This window comes from Chryseobacterium sp. RU33C (genome assembly GCF_900156015.1).
GTDB classification, from domain to species: domain Bacteria; phylum Bacteroidota; class Bacteroidia; order Flavobacteriales; family Weeksellaceae; genus Chryseobacterium; species Chryseobacterium candidae.
Window position 1 is genome coordinate 1 of sequence record NZ_FTMT01000011.1, and the last position, 22,697, is coordinate 22,697.

The 22,697-nt window shown below is 35.8% G+C and carries 20 protein-coding genes and 1 tRNA gene; 7 read left to right on the top strand and 14 right to left on the bottom strand.

Going from position 1 to position 22,697, the window contains the following annotated elements:
• Positions 1–470 precede the first annotated feature (470 nt).
• On the top strand, positions 471–2,003 hold the full coding sequence (locus BW946_RS10630) for a M20/M25/M40 family metallo-hydrolase (RefSeq protein ID WP_076596164.1): 1,533 nt from the start codon (positions 471–473) through the stop codon (positions 2,001–2,003).
• Positions 2,004–2,638: 635 nt separating this feature from the next.
• Entirely contained in the window at positions 2,639–3,334 is a 696-nt protein-coding gene (locus tag BW946_RS10640; RefSeq protein ID WP_076596166.1) for a hypothetical protein, read from the top strand.
• 123 nt (positions 3,335–3,457) lie between these two features.
• On the opposite strand, the gene BW946_RS10645 is transcribed toward BW946_RS10640, so the two are convergent.
• From BW946_RS10645 to BW946_RS10660, 4 genes are all read right to left on the bottom strand, one after another.
• On the bottom strand, positions 3,458–4,252 hold the full coding sequence (locus BW946_RS10645; RefSeq protein ID WP_076596167.1) for a DUF2490 domain-containing protein: 795 nt from the start codon (positions 4,250–4,252) through the stop codon (positions 3,458–3,460).
• Between the two features lie 418 nt (positions 4,253–4,670).
• Positions 4,671–5,087 carry a hypothetical protein gene (locus BW946_RS10650; RefSeq protein WP_034696971.1) on the bottom strand — a complete coding sequence of 139 codons (417 nt, stop codon included), beginning with the start codon at positions 5,085–5,087 and terminating at the stop codon, positions 4,671–4,673.
• A gap of 188 nt (positions 5,088–5,275) precedes the next feature.
• A tRNA-Ser gene (locus tag BW946_RS10655) sits at positions 5,276–5,362 on the bottom strand.
• A gap of 55 nt (positions 5,363–5,417) precedes the next feature.
• A complete protein-coding gene (locus BW946_RS10660) occupies positions 5,418–6,434 on the bottom strand; it encodes an asparaginase (RefSeq protein ID WP_076596168.1) in 1,017 nt (338 codons plus the stop codon).
• 161 nt (positions 6,435–6,595) lie between these two features.
• On the opposite strand from BW946_RS10660, the gene BW946_RS10665 reads away from it, so the two are divergent.
• Complete coding sequence (locus tag BW946_RS10665; protein WP_076596169.1) at positions 6,596–7,276, top strand: TrmH family RNA methyltransferase; 681 nt, start codon at positions 6,596–6,598, stop codon at positions 7,274–7,276.
• A gap of 47 nt (positions 7,277–7,323) precedes the next feature.
• Here the strand turns inward: BW946_RS10665 and BW946_RS10670 are convergent, their stop codons facing one another.
• From BW946_RS10670 to tsaD, 3 genes are read right to left on the bottom strand one after another with little or no spacing between them, the layout of a single operon-like run.
• Positions 7,324–8,019 (bottom strand): RsmE family RNA methyltransferase, encoded by a 696-nt coding sequence (locus BW946_RS10670; RefSeq protein ID WP_076596170.1) that lies wholly within the window; start codon positions 8,017–8,019, stop codon positions 7,324–7,326.
• Entirely contained in the window at positions 8,016–8,411 is a 396-nt protein-coding gene (locus BW946_RS10675; RefSeq protein WP_076596171.1) for a hypothetical protein, read from the bottom strand. Before BW946_RS10675 ends, BW946_RS10670 begins: the two co-directional genes overlap by 4 nt.
• A complete protein-coding gene (tsaD, locus tag BW946_RS10680; protein WP_076596172.1) occupies positions 8,408–9,424 on the bottom strand; it encodes a tRNA (adenosine(37)-N6)-threonylcarbamoyltransferase complex transferase subunit TsaD in 1,017 nt (338 codons plus the stop codon). Before tsaD ends, BW946_RS10675 begins: the two co-directional genes overlap by 4 nt.
• Before the next feature lie 4 nt (positions 9,425–9,428).
• Here tsaD and BW946_RS10685 point away from each other — a divergent pair, with 4 nt between their 5' ends.
• From BW946_RS10685 to BW946_RS10695, 3 genes are all read left to right on the top strand, one after another.
• Entirely contained in the window at positions 9,429–14,219 is a 4,791-nt protein-coding gene (locus BW946_RS10685; RefSeq protein ID WP_076596173.1) for a translocation/assembly module TamB domain-containing protein, read from the top strand.
• 134 nt (positions 14,220–14,353) lie between these two features.
• Complete coding sequence (locus BW946_RS10690; RefSeq protein WP_002984446.1) at positions 14,354–14,824, top strand: Lrp/AsnC family transcriptional regulator; 471 nt, start codon at positions 14,354–14,356, stop codon at positions 14,822–14,824.
• A gap of 69 nt (positions 14,825–14,893) precedes the next feature.
• Positions 14,894–15,271, top strand: coding sequence for a hypothetical protein (locus BW946_RS10695; RefSeq protein ID WP_076596174.1), 378 nt, complete (start codon positions 14,894–14,896; stop codon positions 15,269–15,271).
• Between the two features lie 83 nt (positions 15,272–15,354).
• Here BW946_RS10695 and gwsS read toward each other — a convergent pair whose 3' ends face one another.
• The 5 genes from gwsS to BW946_RS10720 all read right to left on the bottom strand — a co-directional run bounded on the left by gwsS (position 15,355) and on the right by BW946_RS10720 (position 18,644).
• Positions 15,355–16,425, bottom strand: coding sequence for a grasp-with-spasm system SPASM domain peptide maturase (gwsS, locus tag BW946_RS10700; RefSeq protein ID WP_076596175.1), 1,071 nt, complete (start codon positions 16,423–16,425; stop codon positions 15,355–15,357).
• Positions 16,422–16,601, bottom strand: a complete 180-nt coding sequence (locus tag BW946_RS10705) for a hypothetical protein (RefSeq protein ID WP_076596176.1) — start codon at positions 16,599–16,601, stop codon at positions 16,422–16,424. The genes gwsS and BW946_RS10705 overlap by 4 nt, the downstream gene beginning before the upstream one ends.
• Positions 16,598–17,503 carry a grasp-with-spasm system ATP-grasp peptide maturase gene (gene gwsG / locus BW946_RS10710; RefSeq protein WP_076596177.1) on the bottom strand — a complete coding sequence of 302 codons (906 nt, stop codon included), beginning with the start codon at positions 17,501–17,503 and terminating at the stop codon, positions 16,598–16,600. The genes BW946_RS10705 and gwsG overlap by 4 nt, the downstream gene beginning before the upstream one ends.
• 4 nt (positions 17,504–17,507) lie before the next feature.
• The gene (locus BW946_RS10715; protein WP_076596178.1) at positions 17,508–18,362 is read right to left on the bottom strand and encodes a hypothetical protein; all 855 of its coding nucleotides are present in this window, start codon (positions 18,360–18,362) and stop codon (positions 17,508–17,510) included.
• Positions 18,363–18,461: 99 nt separating this feature from the next.
• A complete protein-coding gene (locus BW946_RS10720) occupies positions 18,462–18,644 on the bottom strand; it encodes a TIGR04139 family peptide modification target (protein WP_170872073.1) in 183 nt (60 codons plus the stop codon).
• A gap of 660 nt (positions 18,645–19,304) precedes the next feature.
• Here BW946_RS10720 and BW946_RS10725 point away from each other — a divergent pair.
• Positions 19,305–19,838: a DUF4303 domain-containing protein gene (locus BW946_RS10725; protein WP_076596180.1), complete on the top strand. Its 534-nt coding sequence runs from the start codon at positions 19,305–19,307 to the stop codon at positions 19,836–19,838.
• A gap of 473 nt (positions 19,839–20,311) precedes the next feature.
• Here BW946_RS10725 and BW946_RS10730 read toward each other — a convergent pair whose 3' ends face one another.
• Together BW946_RS10730 and BW946_RS10735 are read right to left on the bottom strand one after the other, a co-directional pair.
• Positions 20,312–21,256 (bottom strand): transketolase family protein, encoded by a 945-nt coding sequence (locus tag BW946_RS10730; protein ID WP_076596181.1) that lies wholly within the window; start codon positions 21,254–21,256, stop codon positions 20,312–20,314.
• Positions 21,257–21,286: 30 nt separating this feature from the next.
• Entirely contained in the window at positions 21,287–22,171 is an 885-nt protein-coding gene (locus BW946_RS10735; RefSeq protein WP_228402540.1) for a transketolase, read from the bottom strand.
• Between the last annotated feature and the right edge of the window lie 526 nt (positions 22,172–22,697).

Sequence of the window (22,697 nt, forward strand, 5' to 3'; positions counted from 1 at the left end):
GTTCTCAACCAATTTATGCTTATTTTTGAAGAAAGGCTCAGATTATAAAATCCAAGCCCTGACTTTTTAACTTACACACTTTGTGGGATAGTGTCGAATAATCAGGATACCTGATCTTATTGGTCATTCTATTGCTGAAAATTCTTTGATTTTCTTACATTTTACAATGAAAATCCTTATCTCCCTGTTTTAAACACAAAATAATTAGTAATTTTTTTATTGATGAAGCTTCATCTGATCAGATGATCGATTCCCTACTTGTTATTTCTTGCCTAAATTCTTACTGTTAAAAACTTTACGTTTATGATCTGTCAAAAAAAATCATAATCACAGATCGATTTTCCCCATTTTTTGAAAATTTTCAATCACTGTCTCATTGATTAAACGGTTGAAAAGTAGGGTTTTAACTTGCTAAACAGCAAATACTTTGTTATATTTATAGAATAAAATCACCTCACAAACTATTTGTTATGAAAAAAATTCTTTTAATCCTGTTAGGAATCATTGTTATTCTGGCTGCTGTAGTATTGATCAAAACTTACACCTATCCGTTTAAGAAAAATAATATCGGGGCAGGCGAGGGCTGGAAACCGGTAAAAAATGATTCTGCAGTCATGAGATTTTCAGGAGGAATAAAAGTGCCAACCGTTTCTACAGGGAGTTTGGGGGAATTCGACTATGCGCCGTTTGAACAGTTCAAATCCTATTTAAAAACCTCTTATCCATTAGTCTATCAGAATACCGAAAATGTTGAAGTCAATCAATATGGCTTGGTGTTCAGGCTTAAAGGAAGTAATCCTGCGCTGGAACCCATTTTATTCCTTTCCCATATGGATGTTGTGCCTCCCGGAGATGCTGATATAAAGAACAATGAAGAAAATGTATTCCGCCCGGATGATAAACCGCTGGAGCCTGTTTCAAAAGTTGCTGAAGACTGGGATTTTGCCCCTTTTTCAGGAGCAGTTGCCAATGGAAGAATCTATGGCAGAGGCGCGATAGACATGAAAGGAATGCTATTCTCTCTAATGGAATCCATGAATTCCATGATTAAAAACAAGCAGATTCCACAACGTGATATTTATCTGGCATTCGGTTTTGATGAAGAAGTGGGCGGAAAAAAAGGAGCAATGCAGATTGCAGATTATTTTAAGAAAAAAGGATTGAAGTTCGATGCTGTTTATGATGAAGGTGGATTAATTATGCGAAAAGGAAATGTAGCAGGCATAGACAGAGATGTAGCGGTAGTAGGATGTGCTGAAAAAGGGTTTCTTTCTGCGAAAATAAAAGTAAAAGGTTTGGGCGGGCACTCATCAATGCCTCCTATGGAAAGCGCTATCGGAAAAGCAGCTGTTATCATGCAGCGTCTGGAAGATCATCAGATGAAGCCTGTCATCACCCCTTTAATCAAAGAATTTTTTAATAATATTGGAGGTGAAATGCCTTTTACCACCAGAATGGCACTGGCCAATCAATGGCTTTTAAAACCGGTATTGATCTCCCAGCTTACCAAAAGCAATACAACCAATGCTTTGGTAAGAACCACAACAGCTTTAACGATGATGAAGGGAAGTGACGGTACCAATGTGCTTTCTCCCGAAGTGGAATTTGTTGTCAATTTCAGATTGCTTCCCGGAAATTCGGTGAAAGATGTAAGAGACCATATTGCTAAAGCCACTGAAGGTTTTGATGTTGAGGTAGAAGAAATTGACAATACCAGGGAAGCCTCTGCTATTTCTCCAACCAATACCAAAGCTTTTAAAATAATAGAAGCCGGCGTGAAAGAAATTCATCCAGGAGCCATTGTTACCCCTTATCTTACTATGGCTGGAACAGATGCCGGTAAATATGAAATTGTAAGCAAAAATGTCTACAGATTCATGCCGATCAAGATCAACACTGCCGAACAACAGAGCATTCACAGCACCAATGAATACCTTAGCATTGAAAACTATCTGAAGATGATTCACTACTTTGAGTACATCATGAAGAATTACGACAGGTAAAATGTCAATAGTGAATGGTCAATCCGCTGCGCTTGTGAATTTTAATGTAAGTTCGTATATTATTAAACGCAGTGTTCGCAAAGCTTTCTATGATGTTAAATTTCTTTCGATCGCAGAGGCGTTTCACTCAGCAATGTATACAGTAAGTTCTTGGCTGAACGAAGTGCCTTTGCGGACAAAATATAAAACGTTATCCAACAAATCTTGCGAACCTTAGCGTTAATAATGATTGACTATTGATTTTGCATAGCAAAAATTGACTATTGACTTAACAATCTTTCAAATCTTTTCACAAAAAATATAATATGTCAGGTTTTTAATACACATGCCTATTATTAAACGCAGCGTTCGCAAAGTTTTTTATGATGTTTAATTTCTTTCGATCGCAGAGGCGTTTCACCCAGCAATGTATACAGTAAGTTCTTGGCTGAACGAAGTGCCTTTGCGTACAAAATATAAACGTTATCCAAAAAAACCTTGCGAACCTTAGCGTTAACAATGATTGACGATTGACTTTGCGAAGCAAAAATTGACCATTCACGAACTAAACATCAAAAAACTTTCACAAAAAAATATATTGCGTCAAGTTTTGTCGCATTACGCATATAGCTTTGTCATATCAAAATTACAGAGCTATGGAATTGCCATTTTACTTAAACTTTAACGACTTTGAAAGTAATTATTACGATAACCTTGAAAAATGGTTTGAAGAATATCATAATACAAGCGAAACAGATTATCTGAAAGCGCTTGCTGAGCTTTACAGGCCCTATGTGTATTATAACTTTGCAGATGATATGCTAAAGCCGGATGCCTCCATTGAAGTGAAAGACTGCTTTTTCCCCTATCATGAAAAAATCGGGATCTCTTTCTGTATTGATAGTGAAAACGGAATTTCCCCATCCAAAGGAATGAACCAGGTTTTTGAATTTAAAAATATTTCCATGATGGAGTATGCCCAGCATATTCTGGATAAGATCAATAAATTTTGTTCAAAAAATACCCACGCTCTGGATGGCCACAAAAATATTCAGGATTATATTAATAATTACACCATTATTACTTCAATGGAAGGTGTAGGGTATTGTATCAGCTACAACCGCCATCAGAAAGCCATTCCTTTTTTGAAGGCATATCTTCCCTACTATGGTCAGACCGTGAATATGGCGGTATACAGAGACTTTCTTTTTTCTGTTGTTCAGATTGCAGAATTTATAGACCAGAAACTGAAAACAGTACATGCTTTTAAACAGACTATTTATGCACGCTCTAGAGCGGAAGCGAAATTCAACGTACAGTTGAGCCGTCAGTTTCTCACATTGTGCAACTAAAATTTTACACCAAACATTCATACTTAATTATATTGCCGAAAACTTATGTTTTTCAACCCAAGATCCCGGTCAGTAATGAACGGGATCTTGTATTAAAAGCTTATAAATAATTACATTATTATACTACCTGCTTTTTCTATAAGCAATATTCCATATCAGATCAGCGGTCAGATAATGAACACCACCATGATGAATACTTCTGCTGCCTCTGATGAGTTCATCCATATATCCTATATCTACGGTAAAAGGAGAGTTGGGAATCGTAAACATATAATAAGCAGCAACACGTATTTCACGATATCCAAACGAACTCCACTCAGCATCCGGCTTATTGAGATGACTTATAGAAAACAGGGCTTCTGCACTTAAGGCCAGTTTCTGATTATTTTTAGGAGATAAGTTATAGGTAAGCTGACTTTTGATACGTGTTCTGAATTGAAAATCTTCCTCTGCTTGATGAAATTCTGCATCAAAAAACTTTCTGAATTCCTGCCGTATAGTACTTTTAAGTTTCCATTTCCGGCCAGGATCAAAAGTATAGGCATATCTTCCATACATTCTGAATTCCTGTTCCGTATTTTCCTTAGCATAAGGAGCTGTATTTTCATACTGTGGCTGACGGCGGTAACTTAAAGCATAGCTGTACTGCTGGTGTGGAGCAAAGGAATGATAAACTTCATGATTTAAAACAATGATCGCTTGCTTCGAAAACAGATTATGATCATCCGGACTGCTTTTTCTCCCGATGGCTACATAGCTCAAAGCCTGTTTTTTACCCAAAGAGTCAAGTTGTCGCTTCACTCCGAAGGCTCCCCAGAAAGCGTTTTTGGCATCTCCCAATCCAGGTGGACTGATCTGTGCTTTTATCGATGTTCCTATACATCCCAATAAAAATAATCCTGCAAAAAATTTCTTCATGCTCAATAGTATGGATAGCTGTTTTACTGTTAATTTTAAATGAATGCGAAACCATGAAACGGATAAGGATACTGTTGATACGCAGAGAGAATATTTTGTGATAGCAAAATTAGAAGCTTTGTTCATAGAATGTTTATTCAAAATCTTGTAATACTGTTTAAAAACAAGACAAAGGAAAGCTCTGATTTTGGATAGAATTAGGAATAAAATCTTCTATAGGAAAAATGAAGGGTTGCAATAATATATTAATTGTGGATAAAGTGTGAATAACTTCTTAGTAATTTGTGGAAAAGTATATTTGTAGTTGTGGATTTATTGTATAATTGTTTGATTTTGTGTGTTATATGTGCAAAAAAAATAAATTGCCACAATATAAATACTGTGGCAAAATGGTTTATGGACTTGGTTTATTTACCTGTTAATTCTGTCTTACTCCGCACATGGCATCCCATGTTGTCCAGAAGTGAGCATTGATAGCTCCGATAGGAGGATTTGTACTGTCTGCAACAATTCCTACCATAGAAGCACAGTTGGAGTTACAGCCTATTTCATTATGACTTCCAGCTTGTGGTGGAATCTGGCGCCATGTACCGGTAGAACCGCTTAATAATTCTACTTTAATTTCAAAGATACCCGAAAGATTGGGAGTCTGAATCTGTTTGGTAGGATTTTCACTTGAGATGAAATCACTCCAATCTCCCTGTGAAAAAGTTACACGCCATGTAGAAATCATTTTAGAAGTATCGTTTTGTGGTGAAAGATACACCCAGAATTGCGCTCCGTTTCCTAGAACCAACTGGCCTGAAGAATTTGCATTTACACTTGTTGATGTCATATTGATTTGTTTTTTAGGTGATTAGATTATATTTCAAAGTAACGAAGAACAAATAATATACTGTAGCGTATAAATTACCAATTATTAAACTGGGTATAAATACTTATGGAATTGAATGTAGAATAAACCGCGAATCTTAATCACAAAAAAAGCCTGTGCTAATCATTAGCACAGGCTTTACTTTCTTGCAGAGAGGAAGGGATTCGAACCCTCGATACAGTTACCCGTATACTACCTTTCCAGGGTAGCTCCTTCAACCACTCGGACACCTCTCTTTTTGAGATTGCAAAAATAGTGTATTTTCTGGAATATCCAAATTATTCTTACAAATTAATCTGTAATTTCTCCACAAAGGCTTCTGGTGAAATTATCAGCAAAGCTTCCGGAGTAACTCGGATTATCAATTAAGTGCATGGCTTTGGTGATCGCTGTTTCCGCTGTCATGTCTCTTCCGCTGATGGCTCCGATTCTGGAGAAAATATTACTGTTTTCATACTTTCCGAATGAGATGCCTCCTGAAATACACTGACTTACCACCACAATTTCGGTTCCGTTATCCCGGATTTCCTGAAGGGTTTCCTGCGTTTTGGCACTGCTGAAAATGGTTCCCGAACCAAAAACCTGAAGGATTAGAACCTTCATTTTAGGGATTTCTTTGAAGTGGCTTAGATGCATACCTGGGAAAATTCTCCAGAATAAAATATCCTCAGAAATATGTTCATCCACATGAAATTCCACCTCCGGATCACAACGGAACAGGTTATCTTTGATAATATTCAGATGAACTCCGGATTGTCCAAGAATAGGGTAATTCGGGCTTGAATAGGCATCAAAATACTCCGCAGAATATTTCAACGTTCTGTTTCCTCTTAATAATTTGTACTCAAAGTAAACGGCAACCTCCTGAATCACTGCTTCGTCATTTTCATAAAGGCTGGCATAATAAAGGCTGGTAAGAAGATTTTCCTTGGCGTCTGTTCTCAGGTCACCAATCGGAAGCTGAGAACCGGTCATGATGACAGGTTTTCTTAATCCTTTTAGCATGAAACTTAATGCTGATGCAGTATAAGACATGGTATCTGTTCCGTGAAGGATCAGGAAGCCGTCATAATCATCATAATTTTTTTGAATATAATTGGCGATTACTTTCCATTCTTCAGGCCCCATATCCGAAGAGTCCAGTGGCTTGGCAAAAGGATGAACAAAAACCTCACATTCCATAAGCCTCATTTCAGGCATTTTTTCAAATATATTACCAAAGTCAAAGGCACGGAGACTTCCGGTTTCGTAATCTTTTTCCATTCCGATGGTTCCACCGGTATAGATGAGCAGGACTTTTCGCTTCATGTACTGTTTTTAATTAAGAATTGGAGCCCGATTAGGGTTCATAGGTCAAAATTACGTTAATTTGCAAAGATTTGAAAATGAATGAAACGCTTATCGTGAAATTTTGTGAAAATATGATGAGATTTGCTGGCGTTTCACAGGGCTATTGAAAAAATAACTAAATGCGGATGAAAGACTTAACGCAAACTTATGAATATTTAAAACAGTTTTTAACCGAAGAAAGACTCGCTAAAATTGAACATTTTTCTCAGGAGAGTTCAGACTTTGTACTTCCGGTAGTAGAAGATGTCTATCAGTTCAGAAATGCAGCAGCCATCGTACGTTCTGTGGAGGCCTGCGGTTTTCATAAAGTAGTGGCTTTGCAGGAAGAATACAGTTTTGAACCCAATCTTCGGGTAACAAAAGGCGCCGATACCTGGGTTGAGGTGGAAAAACTTCCCCGAAATATGGAATCCTTCCAAAATATTAAAGACAGAGGGTATAAAATAGTCGTTGTTTCACTGGAAAATAATGCTAAAATGTTACCTGAATATGAAATTACAGAACCTATTGCTCTGGTTTTCGGAACTGAAATGGAAGGAGTTTCCCAGGAAATTTTAGATTTTGCAGATGAAACACTTGCTATTCCGATGTATGGCTTTACAAGAAGCTTCAACGTTTCTGTAGCCGCATCAATTTGCATGTATGAATTGAAGCAAAAACTGATCAGGTCTGATATTGAGTATAAATTAAATGAGGAAAAACTTTTGAGGATGAAAATCCTTTGGGCTGTGAATTCCATGAGAAGCGGACAGCAGATTTTTGAAAAATACCTGCGGGAAAATAATATTGACTGGAAATAATGTCAGAAAATAGAAAAGAGAAGGTTGATAAGCCTTCTCTTTCTTGTTTATATCATATTATAATAATTCCATGCCGCTACAAAGACACCGGCTGTCTCTGTTCTGAGCCTTTGATTTCCCAGAGATACTGCTCTTACTTTATGTTCTGCCAGAAATGCAATTTCCTTTTCTGAAAAATCACCCTCAGGACCTATTAGAAATATAACCTGTTGCAGTTGAGGGATATTTTTAAGATCAATTCTTTCCAGATTCTCATGGCAGTGTGCTACAAATGTGTGTTCCGGATCAATATTTTTCAGAAAATCACCTAGCTTTACAGCGTCATTGATCACCGGAAAATGAAATCTCAGGCTTTGCTTGGATGCTGCGATCACTTGTTTTCTGATTTTATCGATGTTGATGTTTTTACGCTCCGTTTTCTCAGTGATAATAATGCTTATTTCTGAGATACCCATTTCCACTGCTTTTTCCACAAAGAATTCGATTCTGTCAATATTCTTGGTAGGAGCAATCGCAATATGAAGTTTAGGATTGAATTCCGGCAGATTTTCTTTGATCTCAGAAATTTCAATTCCGGCTTTCTTGCCTTCTATCATAAGTTTTCCGGAAGCCAGTTTTCCATTGCCGTCTGTTACATGAATATCTTCTCCATCTCTCATGCGAAGAACTTTTACGATATGTTGTTGTTCTTCATCGTTGATGATGACTTTTTGATCTGTTATTTCTCCGTAAAATAATTTCATATATCCTGACTTATAAATGCAACTCCTGTTTTGATGGTTGTGTAAATGTCTGTATCACATTCCCGGTAAGAACACATGTATATTTCTTCTATCCAGGTATTATTAATAAATATCAGATTTAAATATTCCTGTTTTCTCAGATTATTTTTGATCGATAAATAATCTCCTTCCTTTGGAGTATAGGGAAAACTAAAAAGATGTTCAGAATTGATTAATTGTAACACTTCATCTTTGATATCCTGAATATATCCTGTTTCTGAACTGGATGGAAAATAATCTAAAGAAATTTCCGGGTTTTCATTTTTTCCTGTAATGGTTTCTAATATCCAGTAATATTTTGAATTCTTTTTAGAATGCGTTCCAAGCACTTTTTCTTCTAAGAGTATTTTCATAAATCGTATTTTGCCGTTGCGGAAGTTCTTAAATCTGTAAATTCTCCCCGCTCAAACTTCAGTTTTGCCACCATGGCAATCATGGCTGCATTATCTGTTGTATATTCAAACTTTGGAATATAAATATCCCAGCCCAGTCTTTCTCTGTTATCTTCCATTGCTTTTCTGAGTGCAGAGTTGGCAGATACACCTCCTGCAATCGCTACCTGATTTACATTGAGATCTTTGGCTGCTTTTTCAAGCTTATTCATCAGGATTTCAATAATAGATTTCTGTACCGAAGCACAAAGGTCATTAAGATTTTCCTTGATGAAATCCGGATTTTTTCTGACTTCTTTCTGAATGAAATATAAAACGGAAGTTTTAATACCGCTGAAAGAATAATCGTAATTTTCCAGCTTTGGTTTGTTGAACTTAAAAGTATCGGGATTCCCTTCTTTGGCAAGCCTGTCGATAATAGGTCCTGCAGGATAATCAAGGTCAAAAATCTTTCCGATTTTATCAAAAGCTTCTCCTGCGGCATCATCTATGGTTTTTCCGATAATTTCCATATCAAAATAATCTTTTACCAATACAATCATGGTATGTCCGCCGCTTACAGTAAGGCATAAAAAAGGAAAGGTAGGCGGCACAGGATTTGCATCTTCGATGAAATGGGCCAGAATGTGGGCTTGAAGGTGATTTACCTCAATTAAAGGTACATTCAGGCTCATAGCCAAAGACTTAGCAAATGATGTTCCTACAAGAAGAGATCCTAAAAGTCCCGGTCCGCGAGTAAATCCTATAGCAGAGATCGCATTTTGTTGTATATTTGCTTTGGAAAAAGATTTTTCAACAACGGGAATAATATTTTGCTGATGGGCTCGTGAAGCCAATTCAGGGACAACGCCGCCATATTCTTTGTGAATGGCCTGGTTCGCGGCAATGTTTGAAAGAATAGAATTTCCCTTGATGATAGCTGCTGAGGTGTCGTCACAGGACGATTCAATACCTAAAATTATAGAGTCGCTCATAATAATGGCAAAGTTAGAGAATAATAACGAGAATGAGAATAAAAAATCAGTAGCTGAAAACCTAGGGGATCAGGTACAGAAAACTGTTGAAAATGTAGAGGGAAAAGTACGGGAAACAATAAAAGAAGCATCTGAGCTGGCTTCAGATGCCATACATCATCCTGTAGAAACAGCTGAAGAGTTTGGGAAACAGGCTGTAAAAGATGTTACCAGCTACACATGGTGGGCGAAACTTCTCTTGATTCTCTTCTGGCTGGGTATTTTCCTTGTAGGTGGAATACTTATTGCCATCAATCTGCCGGTAACGAAAAAATGGGCCGCTGATCAGGCTCTTAAGCTTGTTAACAATGATTTTAAATCTGATTTTTCTACAGAAAGTGTAGAGGTAAATTACTTCGGTAATGTCACGATAAAAGGGTTAAAAGTAAAAGATTATAAAGGATTTAATTTTATTACAGCCAGTGAATTTCGTGCTGATTCAGACTGGATGTCTCTGGCGGTGAATGCCATTTCAGGAAACAGCAATTCTTTAAGTTTTAATTCTCTGGCTCTTGTGAATGCCGATGTAAAGGTGATTACTTATAAAGGGGACAGTATATCCAATTTTGTCAGATTTGTTGACCTCTTCGACGACGGGAAGAAAAGAGACCCTAAGAAACCTCCTTTTCAACTGAATTCCAGAATTCAGATCATTGATTCCAAAGTTTCCATCATTAATGAAAACTCTCCCGGAGAGCAGGGAAAATGGCTTACTGCAACGAAATTCAACCTAAAAGCACCCAACGTAAAAGTTAACGGACCGAATGTTTCGGCATTAATTAATAATATGTCATTTGTAACTTCAAGGTGGGGGAAATCTCATTTTGTAGATACTTTTTCAACAGAACTGTCTCTAACGAAGCAGTTTTTGTCGTTAAAAGACCTTACGCTGAATACGGATCATACCTTGCTTCAGGGAGATATCAAATTTAATCTTCATGACGGATCCTGGGCCGATTTTGCAGACAAAGTACGCTGGGATATGAATATCAAACAGGGAAGTCAGTTAAGCGGCTATGATATCAGTTATTTTGTAACCAACTGGGATAATATCAAACCCTTCAATCTTTCCGGGGTTATGACTGGTCCTTTGAATAAATTTCATCTGGAAAACTTTCTGATCAGAAATCCTGACGTTAATATTGCCACCAAAACGATGAAGGTAGACAATCTGCTGAAAGGAAATTTTGCTATTGAAACAAAAGATCTTTCTACAGATTTTACGTATAAGGATTTAAAAGCTATGATGCCTTCATTCATCTCCACAAAGATGAAGAACTTTGCAGATGATTTCGGAAAACTGAAATATAATGGAACAGCAAAAGTAAATCCGGATCAGATTTACGTAGACAATGGAAATCTGATGACGGGAATCGGACAGGCGAAAATTTCCAAGCTTACTCTAACAGGCTACAGTACTGCAATGCCAAAATATTCCGGTTATCTTGATGTTAAAGACCTTAATACCTCTGTCATTACAAAGAATAAAGCAGTAGGTTTAATTTCCGGTAAATTTGACCTTAACGGACAAAGCTTTGATGTTAATACCATGCGTCTGACGACAAAATCACAGATTACAAGTGTTGAAATCATGGATAAAACAATCAATAATCTGTATCTGGATGGTTTATTGGATCATAAAAAATATAACGGACTCATCACTGTTAATGATGAACAGGCAAAAGCTACAGTGAAAGGATTGATAGATTTCAGTACTTCGAGAATCGCTATGGATGTGAATGCAGATGTCACTTATCTGAACATGAATTACTTCACCAACAAACCTGGTACTCAGGTGGTAAGTGGCCAGATAGAAGGTAAAATGGCGATGTCTTCTATCAACGATCTTACGGTGGATGTGAATGCCAATAACCTTCACTTTGCTACAGCCACCCAAAAATACAATATTCCGAATGCCAAGTTAAAAACATTTATAGAAGCGGGCGGCCGCGTGATTGATGTAGATGCTCCGGGAGCAGCCACAGGCAAGATCTCGGGAAAATACAATCTTGCAGATCTTGCAGGAATGGTAGAAAATGGAGTAGGGAAAATATTAGTAGGACCGCCGCCAAGGAAATTGTATCGTGGGCAGAACTTTGCGTTGAAGTTTGATGTCCAGCAGGGATTGGTAAATTATTTCTTACCTGAATTGAGACTGAATCAAGGAGCTCTTGTAGAAGGAGAATATGACGGGAACTCAAACAATCTGGTTCTGAATCTCGATGCAGCGTCTTTAAAATATATTATGACTAAGGAGGAAGAAATTACAGATGCTGATCAGGCACTGGCATCTTCCAATCCTGATTATAAAATTAATGACCGTAAGAATGTAAGCAGAGATAGTGCGATGGTAGATAGTGTTAAAATTAGAATTAACACAGCAGACCTTAATCAGCAATTGTACGCTAAGATCAATAGAGTCATTTATAATAAAAATGTGATCAAAGATTTTGAGCTTAAAGGAAATAATGAAAACGGAAATACCCTTCATTTAGCTACTGTATTTAAGCATGGAAGTCCTGATGATGAGATTAATGAAAAGCTTAAGGAATATGCCATCAATGTAGATCAGTCTACGGATGCCGCTGGAGATTATGTATTCAGGTTTGAACCTACGGAGGTAAAATTCAATGAAGTTACCTGGGCGATAGATACAAGTCCTGAACTGAATCACTCCATTACCTACAGAAAGAAAACCGGTGATTTTGATATCAGGAATCTGAGGGTTTATTCTGATAAAAGTGCTCTATTTATTAAAGAAGCACAGTTTAAATCAGCAAAAGACTTTTACATAGATGCAGATATTAATGATTTTGCAGTGGAAAAACTTCTGGACATGCAATCCGGAGGAAATACAATGGACATTAAAGGTCTTGCCAACGGAAGTGTTAAGATTAAAATGGATAAAAGCACGTTGCAGCCACTGGTAGATCTTAATATTGATGAAATTAAGATGAATGGGAATGATATGGGGGATATCTCTATTTCTGCCACCAATGGATTCTCATTGAACGTGTATGATATTGATGTGAAAGTTCATTCTGCCGGAGTACTTGGAAACAACAGCCTTAATCTGACAGGAACGGTTAATAATAATACCTCTTCGCCGATTATTGATCTAACTGCAGAAATGCGTGATTTTGACCTGGCATTTACACAGCAGTTTGTGCAGACTATTTTTGGCAACCTTCGTGGAAAAGCAACAGGAGATCTTAAAATCAATGGAAAGCTTAACAATCTTGATTATAGCGGAGATATTGCTCTAAAAGATTTTGGATTAAAACTTTTGTTTACCGGAGTAGATTATTCATTTGATGATACTGTGATTCAGCTTACCAAAGGACTTGCGATCCTCAATAATGTTGAAGTACACGACGGAAGAACCAATTCCAAAGGGAATATCTCCGGGGCGATTCAGTTTGAAACCCTTTCTTCAATGGGGGTGTCTCTCGTAATGAGAGCAGACAACCTGCTGATGCTGAATACCACACAAAAAGATTTTGATCTCTTCTGGGGAAGAGTGTACGGGCAGGGAGATCTTTACGTAGACGGACCTGTTTCGGGATTAAGTATAACAACTCCTAATATGAAGGCACTTAACGGAAGTACCTTTACCTTTAATTCCAGTTCTACTTCCAATGTAGAAGAATTTAAAATGCTGAGATTCCTGAAAGAAGGAAAAGATGGGTTGATTACCCTGGAGGAAAAGAAAAAAACAGGAGCCAATATGAACATTGACTTCAATCTGGCTGTTGATAAAGGAACTACTGTAAATGTACTGGTAGGAGATGATGTAGGGAATATTACGGTAAAAGGATCTGCTGATCCGTTGAGGTTTCATATGAACAGACAGGGCAATATAGCCATGAACGGTACCTATAAAGTAGATAACGGAACATTTGTTTCTAAGGCTATTCTTAATAAGACATTCCAGATTGAAAGAAACAGCAGTATCAGATGGGATGGTGATGCAATGAAGCCTATGCTGGATATTAATGCCAACTATGTCAGAATGGTATCCAATGCAGGAGAATATCTAAGTATGGGAAAACTACAGCCCATCAGTATATTGCTGCAGGCTCATATTACCCAATCGCTGGTAGACCCTCAGATTGATCTTAATGTAACGGCAATGGATGTATCCAGCCAGGTGAGAGAAACACTGGCCGCGAAAATGAGCCAGGAAGGAGAGAAGGTTCTCCAGTTCGGATCTGTATTGCTGTTGAGTACCTTTAACGTATCCAATACAGGTGGATTTGATGTAAATGTGGGAAATGTAGCAGAATCTTCCGGATATAATATGCTTTTGAAACAGCTGGGATCTGTTCTTAATACAATGAGTAACGAATTCCAGATAGACCTTAATTATGTAAAAGGAGATCAGAACTCTAATTTTGGAGACAGAGCCAATGCCGGTGTGAGTGTAGCGCTTTCGCCAAGAGTCAATATCAAGACTGGTTTGGGTATTCCATTATCAAAAACAGATGGGGCACAGAATAATTATCTTTCCACGGAAGGATCTGTAGAATATGATCTGTCTAAAAAGAATGACGGTTCTTTGGTAATACGTGCGTATTCCAAACCTACAAACATCGGAATGGTGAGTACAAACGGTTCTGCTAATCAAGCTTATGGCGGAGGGGTAGTGTGGAGTAAAAGCTTCAATTCTTTGTTTAAAAAGAAGAAAAAAGACAAAAAAACTTCAGATGCAAAAGGTGAAATAAAAACAGATTCAATAAAATCGAATGGTAGATAATTAGAATATTTTAATGATTTTTATCATCTGTGTTAATTATTGTTAATATTTGATATATATTTTTTAGTTAAATTATTTTTCGTAAATTTGCAAAAAATACATAGATTTTTTAAAGAAATTGTAATTTAACTAATATGAACTATCAACTGGACGAAATAGACAAGAAGATTCTTGATTTCTTAGTAGAAAACACAAGAATGCCTTTTACTGAAATTGCAAAGCAGATGGATGTTTCTGCTGGAACAATTCACGTAAGAGTGAAAAAGATGGAAGATGCAGGTATTATTTTGGGATCATCTCTTAACATTGATTATGGTAAGCTGGATTATCACTTTACAGCTTTCATAGGTATCCTTTTGACAAAATCCAACCGTACTCAGGAAGTATTGAAAGAATTGTCAACTATCCCTAACGTAATAGAGGCTAGCGTTATTTCAGGAAAATATAATATTTTCTGTAAAGTAAGAGCTAAGAATACTGATGATGCTAAAAGAATTATTTACCAGATCGACGATATTCAGGATGTAATGAGAACTGAAAGTATGATCTCTATGGAGGAATTCTTAAGTGACAAAAACAGACTGATCAACGCAATCTCTGTGTAAGTCAAATTTTAAACGAATAATTATAAAAGAACTTATGAAATCTCTCATAAGTTCTTTATTTTTGTAGATATGGAAGAATACAGCTATTTTGACGAAGATCCGAAAAAAGGATGGGGATTTATACTGGCGTTTGCGGCCTTAATGTTGTTTACTATAATGGGACTTGGAATAGATGTGGATGAATATCTGCAGCATGAATACCTTCAGATTCCGAGGTGGTACTTCTATGTGATTTTTTCCATTGATGTACTGATGATGATAGGGCTGGTGCTGATGTTCTTCTACAGAAAGGCAGGAATTTTTATGTTTCCGGCTTTACTGGTACTGCATTTTTTTATGCACAATTACTACCTGTCTACATTTCTGTATACGGATGTTACCAATCTTTTCCTGTTTACAGGTTTCGGAATGCTTGCCATTATCCCGAAATGGAAGTTTTTTAAGTAAAGCTTAATTAGAATAATATAACAAACCGCTTTTAAATTAAATTTAAAAGCGGTTCTCAATTAACAAGGGCAATGAAAAAAAAATTATCTGAGTTCAAGAGCATGGAAAATTTCTTGTTTTAAAGGATTTTCAGACCAGTCATCCCACAAGCCTGTATAGGGATTATAGCCGCATTTCAGAGGTTTTGATATATTCAGTCCTTCTTTGTTTTTTAGAGAGTTTTCAGTATATGCCCGGCAGTCTGTGCAGATGTAACGGAACTCACAGTCTTTACATATTTCAATTTGGTCTTTGGTGAGGTTCCAGTATTTTCTGAAATCAGGGTGATTGATAGCTTCTTCAAGGTTTTGTTGATAGATATTTCCAAAGCTCTCATTCATCAGCGGACAGTTTTTGATGTTGCCCTTTTTATCAATACCTATCTTTTTATACAGGCAGGAATTATGGTTAACGGCTTCTATCACTTTATTAATATTGGTATTGAAGTACTTCAGTTCCACTTTTCCACATGCAGATATCTTCAGATCATCTTTCACAAAATGTAATGAGAATCTATATTCATCTTTAGCTTTGAAAGGAGGTTTCGAACAATTGAAAAAAATGAGACGGTATATTCTGACTGTATTTTGTTGAAGAGCCTGTATAAAAGATAGGTTGACTTCCTGGTGAAATGGTGAGAAAATTTCTATTCCTGATAAAACTGAGGTTTTAAAAGTTTTGTCAATTTCTATGAATTCCTTTACTGTTAATGGTTTCAGACTGTAAATGACCAAATGCCTGATTCCGAGGTTTTCCACTGATGGATATATTTTTTTCAGGATCTTAATATTATCTAATTCAATAAAAAGGTTTGTTATTGGATTGGGTTCATGATATTCGTATGAAAGAGGAGGGAAGTTTTTATCCCAATCATTTTCTGTAATAAATCCGTATTCTTTTTCTAAAAGTAAATTCATATACTGCTGAAAAATTTCTTTGGATTCATCATCATATTCAGACAATACTTCGTCTATAGAGTTTATTTTTAATTCTTCTATAATTCCATACAACTCCAGCGGATACAGTTCTGATACATTTCTCTGTAAATCCGAAATGAGAATTCTTGTGGAGCCTTTGGTGATGAGAATGTTTGAGAATAAATTAAAGTATTTCATAATAGCCGGTTCAATGATTTTGTAGGTCTTTCTCTGATATAATAATTGGTCTGATATTTTTTGCACTCTAAAACATAGACGACATCATTAGGCTTTTTAAGCTTCTGATCATTGAAGGGCTCTATATGTTTGAAGGTAAGCGGAAGCTTGTTTTTTTCTTTAACTTTAATTTTCATAAGTAATCTGCTATTTTTTTGTCTACGGAGTAATTACAAGTACGAGACAATCCTAAAAACTGCCCAATAGTATTGACTTCTAAAAAATAAAATTTTCCATCTTTTCCTTTGATAAAATCTAATGATCCGCAATTAAGATCTAAGGAATTCATCAGAAGCTTAATTTTTTCTTCAATGTCAGAGGATAGTTTGTAAGGAACATTCCTATTAGGCTTTTCTAAATTATACTTTCTGAAATCAGTTTTTGTTTGTTCATCATTTTGAGAAAATATTGCCATCGAGTGACATTTCCCGTTGAGATAAAATGTTCTGATTTCAAATTCCTTATCAATCCTATCCTGAAAGAATGTAATAAAGAACTTCGTTTTTTCTCTCTTATGTACAACAGAGGTATACATAATCCCATTTAAATCCGTATCAATATCATCTAATATAGGATTCCCTCCAATTGTTTTTACGATTGTTTTATCCAAAGATACCTGATCTGTGTTGTCTGCCAGAAAATATTCAGGAATTTCTAACCCTATTTTTTTAGCCTCTTCCAATACCAAAAGCTTATTAACATCACTATTACTTTCTTTGTTGATATGTTTTTTAGACTCCAGTATTGTTCTTACATAATCTTCCAACCAATGCTGTACTTCATTCATATGGGCATTTACAGAAGGATTTTCATAATTTAGACGTTTGATTTTTAATCCGCCTCTTCTGTACCATACGCTTGTGATCTTATCCAGAAAAAAAGAATTTCTGTTACTCCTTAAAAGAATTTTTTTGTTCTCCACTGCAATTTCAAAAATTTCATCTTCATGGATACGGATGAATTCCTTTTTCATTTCAAGGAGCCATTCTATAATTTTATTAGTGGTTCTTTCATTGTTGTTGGAAATAATAAGAATCATGCTGTCATTTTTTTTGAACCTTAGATATACGTTTTAAAGCAGGCAAGCCTATTTTTTTCCTATTACGGTTTACTTTTATAGTATCAATAATAGCACTATAACTTGGATAAGAGCCATAAGGCATTTCGACTTTATCTATTTGCAGATTGTGGCGGTCTACCATATTAGCATAGTCTTTTGGAATGCAGTCTCCGGATTTTATATATTCCAGCATTTTAGTTTTGAAATAAGAATATTCTTTTTCACCTATCATATGACTGAACAATGGGTGCATAGGCATAAATACACCGTCATTTCCGATGAGCCCGATTCTTTGTACTGAAGGATAGCCATAGTTTTCAAACGTCCATTTCAAAAGTTGTGCATTTATTCTGTCATTTTTTTCCATGAGCTGTGGATTTCTCCTGCCTTCCGCCTGATCACGTACAAAAGCAATGCTAAAAGAATCTACCAGTCGCTTATTTAAACCTTTTTTCCAGTCTGCAATTCTTTGTTTTACTTCGGTGCTATCTATGCCATACTTTTTAAACAATCCGAAATAACTTCCATATGATCCTTCGTAAGGTGCAATAAGAGGAATAAGCTTGTATAGACTTTTCTTTCCTCCAAAATCTTTTTGATGTTGATCTGCCAACTTAATATAAGTTTCATATTCTTTAATGCGTTCCTGATTTTTAGGAGTGTATTTTTTGAACAACTTTCGGTATTGCTTTATAGCTTTTTCGGGTTGGTTAGCTATCCGGTATAGACTATCAATTTCATTCACTTTGTTATAATAAACAATATAATCATTGCTTTTACAGGAAAGAGCAATGAAAATAATAATGAGTAGGTATATCAAAATTGAATTTTGTTTCATTAGGTAACCATTATTTATTGGATTGATGATGCTCTTATTTGTAAAGGGAGGAATTATGTTCCTCCCTTTATAAATTGATAATAAGTTTAATGATAACTTTTAACAGATTTCCAAAGTAGATTCAAGTTTGTGATCTCTCCATGTTTCTTTATCATAGCAGTCTCCATTGTTTGTAGCAACATAGTTGATAGCAGTTTCCCCACCTTTAATAGTCTGTAGATTTTTCATTTTTTTGTTTTCTAAAGAAGAGAAGTTGCTCTTCATTCCTTTTAATTTTTTCATGTTGGTAATTTTGTTGTTTATGTTATTCATTTGTGTTAAATAAACCCTGGCTTAGGGCGGATAATTCTACCTATTTATTATGCACTGTACACTTGCACTTTAAATTTTAAGAATGTATTTCATCAACGTTGATGGGATAAAACTATAAATATTTACATCACTTATATGGGATAAAATGTGTAATTTTTTTGTTTTTTTCAGTTTGCTTTTTTATGTGTACAATTGTACAGATTGCACTTATGCTTATATAAAAGAATTTTAATAAAAAATGAATTCTTTTAAAATTATAAGAGCCTTATAGATATACTAAAAAAATGAATTTGTAACAAGTGAAATAGAAACTGAATTATTTTCTATTGTGCAAAATACTTCATCAACTTGAGTATGTGTAAGAATTGCATACAGGGCAAATAGGATCACAATTTATATATGAATTTGCATATAAAAAATACAAAAAAATGATTGCCTAATTCTTTGTGAAAACTTATGAATCCCTACAAAGAAAATTTAAGTTTTGATACTTTTTCATTCCAAATCCATCAAAAGTCCTAAAATAAGATAGCCATAATCATGAAATTGAACAGCCTTTATAAGAAGATAATGTGCTGAATCAAAAGGATAAAGGTAATTTTACCACCCATTTTAAAAAAGAAAAGAAGTATGAATTTTGAAATTGTGAAACAACAGATTGAATATGCAGCCAGAAAAGCTTTTTTAGAAGTGTATGAAAAACATGGGGCAGAGGGAGTTTACAGTTTTGCTCTGTACAGCGATGAGGGAGCAATGACGGTTTGTCCTGCTGCCAATACATTGAAAGTAATGGAGAATGCAGATGAGGACGATGCTCTTTATTTTAAATATGAACCGGCAGAATGGACTTACGAAATGGTAGGAGCCAATAGAGAATTTGATCTGATCTGCACTCAACTGAGAGAAGAACTTAAGAAACACGATGACGATGATCTGTGGTTTGATGGCTTTCAGGCTAAGTTATATTCTACCTGCATTGAAGTGTTGGAAAAGCTTAAAAATGAGAACTTTTTTACCGGGATCACAGGAAAAGATATTTTCCTGATTTTCACGGTTTCAGATTATGAATTTGAGAAGAAGGATCTTAAAGATCTTATCATCAGACTTAATGATAATGAATACAAAAGTGAATATCTGAACTGGATGGCTACCTGGGGCAATTAAAAATATGAAGAATTAAAAAAACACTTCAAATATATAGATATGAAGCCCGGTAAAATAATTGCCTCAGAAGCCTCTTATAAAAGTAATGACCCTAATGAAATTATTAACTCCAATATTTCTGTTGTAAATCTTTTACTTGAATAAAGGAATTGAACAGCATGATATGTCTGATGATTCAATCACCAGCTATTGGGATATCATACCACTCATAAAAACGGAATTTTTCACAGTTTGTCTGGAATTCCGGCTGGCCAGCAGAGTTCTATAAAATCATCAAAGAAGGATTAAAGAAATTAATGCACCCAAACATTTTGAATTGTTTTTGTCATAATCTTTAAAAGTGGAAAATCTGAAAGATGATGTGCTGAAACCTTTTGGAAAAAGAATATTCGGACCAGAAGAGGCTATGCGTAAAAAAAAGTCCGGCGGTTTCGGAGGAAAACGCCGGATTTTTTTTATATAAAAGACTTATATTAAGCTAAAATTTTCTTTACAGCTTCTTTTACTGCAGCAGCATCAATTTTATACTTCTTCATCAATTCTGCCGGTGTGGCAGACTCTCCGAAAGTATCATTTACCGCTACAAACTCCTGTCTTGTAGGTCTTTTTCTTGCAAGCATACCCGCAACAGATTCTCCTAAACCACCAAGGTAGTTATGTTCTTCAGCTGTTACAATTTTACCCGTTTTTTCAACAGATTTTAAAATGATCTCTTCATCAAGAGGTTTGATCGTGTGAATGTTGATAACCTCACAGGAAATACCTTCTTTTTCAAGCTCATCAGCAGCTACAAGAGATTCCCATACAAGGTGTCCTGTCGCAACAATCGTTACATCAGTACCTTCCTGAAGCATAATTCCTTTTCCAATTTCGAAAGGCATATCTTCAGGGATGAATACAGGAACTACCGGTCTTCCGAATCTTAAATATACAGGACCTTCAAAATCTGCAATCGCAAGAGTCGCAGCTTTAGTCTGGTTGTAGTCACAAGTATTGATTACTGTCATTCCTGGAAGCATTTTCATCATACCGATATCTTCAAGAACCTGGTGAGTAGCTCCATCCTCTCCCAAAGTAAGACCTGCGTGAGATGCACAGATTTTTACATTTTTATTAGAATAAGCGATAGACTGACGGATCTGGTCATATACTCTTGAAGTAGAGAAGTTAGCGAAAGTTCCTGTAAAAGGAATTTTTCCTGTGATACTAAGACCAGCCGCAATTCCCATCATGTTTGCTTCTGCAATACCAATCTGAAAGAATCTTTCCGGAGCCTTCTCAATGAATTTCTCCATCTTCAAAGAACCGATAAGGTCTGCGCAAAGTGCTACTACATTAGGATTTTTGTCAGCCAGTTCAGCTAATCCTGCCCCGAATCCTGAACGAGTATCCTTTTTTTCTGTATATGTATATTTCATTTTTATTTTATTAATAGAGAGGTTAAGATATTAGTAATCAGCCGGAGCTTCTAGGTATAATTGCTTGAATGCTGTTTCCAACTGTTCGTCATTAGGAGCTTTACCATGCCATGCATGAGATCCCATCATATAATCAACTCCGTAACCCATTTCTGTATGAAGAAGAATGGCTACCGGTTTTCCTTTTCCGGTTTCTGTTTTTGCCTTCTCAAGGATTGCAATCACAGCTTCAAGATCATTACCATTTTTTTCTTCCAGAACAATCCATCCGAATGCTTCCAGTTTAGCATGAAGATTTCCCAAGCTTAATACATCATCTGTATCACCATCAATCTGGCGACCGTTATAGTCAATTGTAGAAATGATATTATCCACTTTTTTGGCAGCTGCATACATCAATGCTTCCCAGATCTGACCTTCCTGAAGCTCACCGTCTCCGTGAAGAGAGTAAACAAGAGACTGATCACCATCCAGTTTCTTTCCATCAGCCACTCCCAGAGCTACAGAAAGTCCTTGTCCAAGAGAACCTGATGCGATTCTGATTCCCGGAAGTCCTTCATGAGTAGTTGGATGCCCTTGTAATCTTGAATCTAATTTTCTGAAAGTACTCAGTTCTTCCACAGGGAAGAAACCAAATCTTGCTAAAGTAGAGTAGAATACCGGAGAAATGTGTCCGTTTGATAGATAAAAATGATCTTCATTTTTGCCTTCCATTGTGAAAGGAAGTTTATAGTTCATCACTCTGCCATAAAGGGCTGTGAAGAATTCTGTACAACCTAAGCTTCCACCAGGGTGTCCTGAATTTACAGCATGAACCATTCTTAAAATGTCTCTTCTGATCTGCGTAGTAAGAGTTTTTAACTCTTCAATACTTTTACTCATTATATCTGATTTATTTGCATGCGAATTTACAATTTTTTGCCGGCTTACGGAAATACAAAAATCCGGATGTAAAAACCCGGATTGAATATGATTTGATAATTTTTCTGCCTTTAACAGCCTTTATAATGTTTTTCTTCTCTCTACCAGAGCTCATAAGTTTTGTTTCTGCAGCTTTTTCAGCCTCAACCTTTGGCTTAAAGACTTTAAACGGTTCTATTCATAATGTTGATACTTCAAATTTTCCTGAGTATTGATGTCTGTAAATGTGAATGAAGAGTAAGATATTTTTTTCATGGTTATTTAATTTCTTTTTCTTTAATTTTTGATTGTGTTTATATCATTCGGATCAAAGATAACTACAATACAAAAGTCTATAAAACCGGTTATTTTAATAAAGAAAAGTTGCGTATTGAGCTGAATGCTTTGTGGTAGCTTAATTGTTGGTTTTTTGCTACGGAATATCATTTTTTTTTGAATTTTAGTATGTAATATTTGATAAAATTAACTAATTTTATAATTCAATAGCGTTTGAATTATAAATCTTTAACTAATTATTCTT

Excerpts from the sequence above, each read along its gene's own strand:
- BW946_RS10630 (WP_076596164.1), top strand. The coding sequence starts at position 471 with ATGAAAAAAATTCTTTTAATCCTGTTAGGAATCATTGTTATTCTGGCT.
- BW946_RS10640 (WP_076596166.1), top strand. The coding sequence starts at position 2,639 with ATGGAATTGCCATTTTACTTAAACTTTAACGACTTTGAAAGTAATTAT.
- BW946_RS10645 (WP_076596167.1), bottom strand. The coding sequence starts at position 4,252 with ATGAAGAAATTTTTTGCAGGATTATTTTTATTGGGATGTATAGGAACA.
- BW946_RS10650 (WP_034696971.1), bottom strand. The coding sequence starts at position 5,087 with ATGACATCAACAAGTGTAAATGCAAATTCTTCAGGCCAGTTGGTTCTA.
- BW946_RS10660 (WP_076596168.1), bottom strand. The coding sequence starts at position 6,434 with ATGAAGCGAAAAGTCCTGCTCATCTATACCGGTGGAACCATCGGAATG.
- BW946_RS10665 (WP_076596169.1), top strand. The coding sequence starts at position 6,596 with ATGCGGATGAAAGACTTAACGCAAACTTATGAATATTTAAAACAGTTT.
- BW946_RS10670 (WP_076596170.1), bottom strand. The coding sequence starts at position 8,019 with ATGAAATTATTTTACGGAGAAATAACAGATCAAAAAGTCATCATCAAC.
- BW946_RS10675 (WP_076596171.1), bottom strand. The coding sequence starts at position 8,411 with ATGAAAATACTCTTAGAAGAAAAAGTGCTTGGAACGCATTCTAAAAAG.
- tsaD (WP_076596172.1), bottom strand. The coding sequence starts at position 9,424 with ATGAGCGACTCTATAATTTTAGGTATTGAATCGTCCTGTGACGACACC.
- BW946_RS10685 (WP_076596173.1), top strand. The coding sequence starts at position 9,429 with ATGGCAAAGTTAGAGAATAATAACGAGAATGAGAATAAAAAATCAGTA.
- BW946_RS10690 (WP_002984446.1), top strand. The coding sequence starts at position 14,354 with ATGAACTATCAACTGGACGAAATAGACAAGAAGATTCTTGATTTCTTA.
- BW946_RS10695 (WP_076596174.1), top strand. The coding sequence starts at position 14,894 with ATGGAAGAATACAGCTATTTTGACGAAGATCCGAAAAAAGGATGGGGA.
- gwsS (WP_076596175.1), bottom strand. The coding sequence starts at position 16,425 with ATGAAATACTTTAATTTATTCTCAAACATTCTCATCACCAAAGGCTCC.
- BW946_RS10705 (WP_076596176.1), bottom strand. The coding sequence starts at position 16,601 with ATGAAAATTAAAGTTAAAGAAAAAAACAAGCTTCCGCTTACCTTCAAA.
- gwsG (WP_076596177.1), bottom strand. The coding sequence starts at position 17,503 with ATGATTCTTATTATTTCCAACAACAATGAAAGAACCACTAATAAAATT.
- BW946_RS10715 (WP_076596178.1), bottom strand. The coding sequence starts at position 18,362 with ATGAAACAAAATTCAATTTTGATATACCTACTCATTATTATTTTCATT.
- BW946_RS10720 (WP_170872073.1), bottom strand. The coding sequence starts at position 18,644 with ATGAAAAAATTAAAAGGAATGAAGAGCAACTTCTCTTCTTTAGAAAAC.
- BW946_RS10725 (WP_076596180.1), top strand. The coding sequence starts at position 19,305 with ATGAATTTTGAAATTGTGAAACAACAGATTGAATATGCAGCCAGAAAA.
- BW946_RS10730 (WP_076596181.1), bottom strand. The coding sequence starts at position 21,256 with ATGAAATATACATATACAGAAAAAAAGGATACTCGTTCAGGATTCGGG.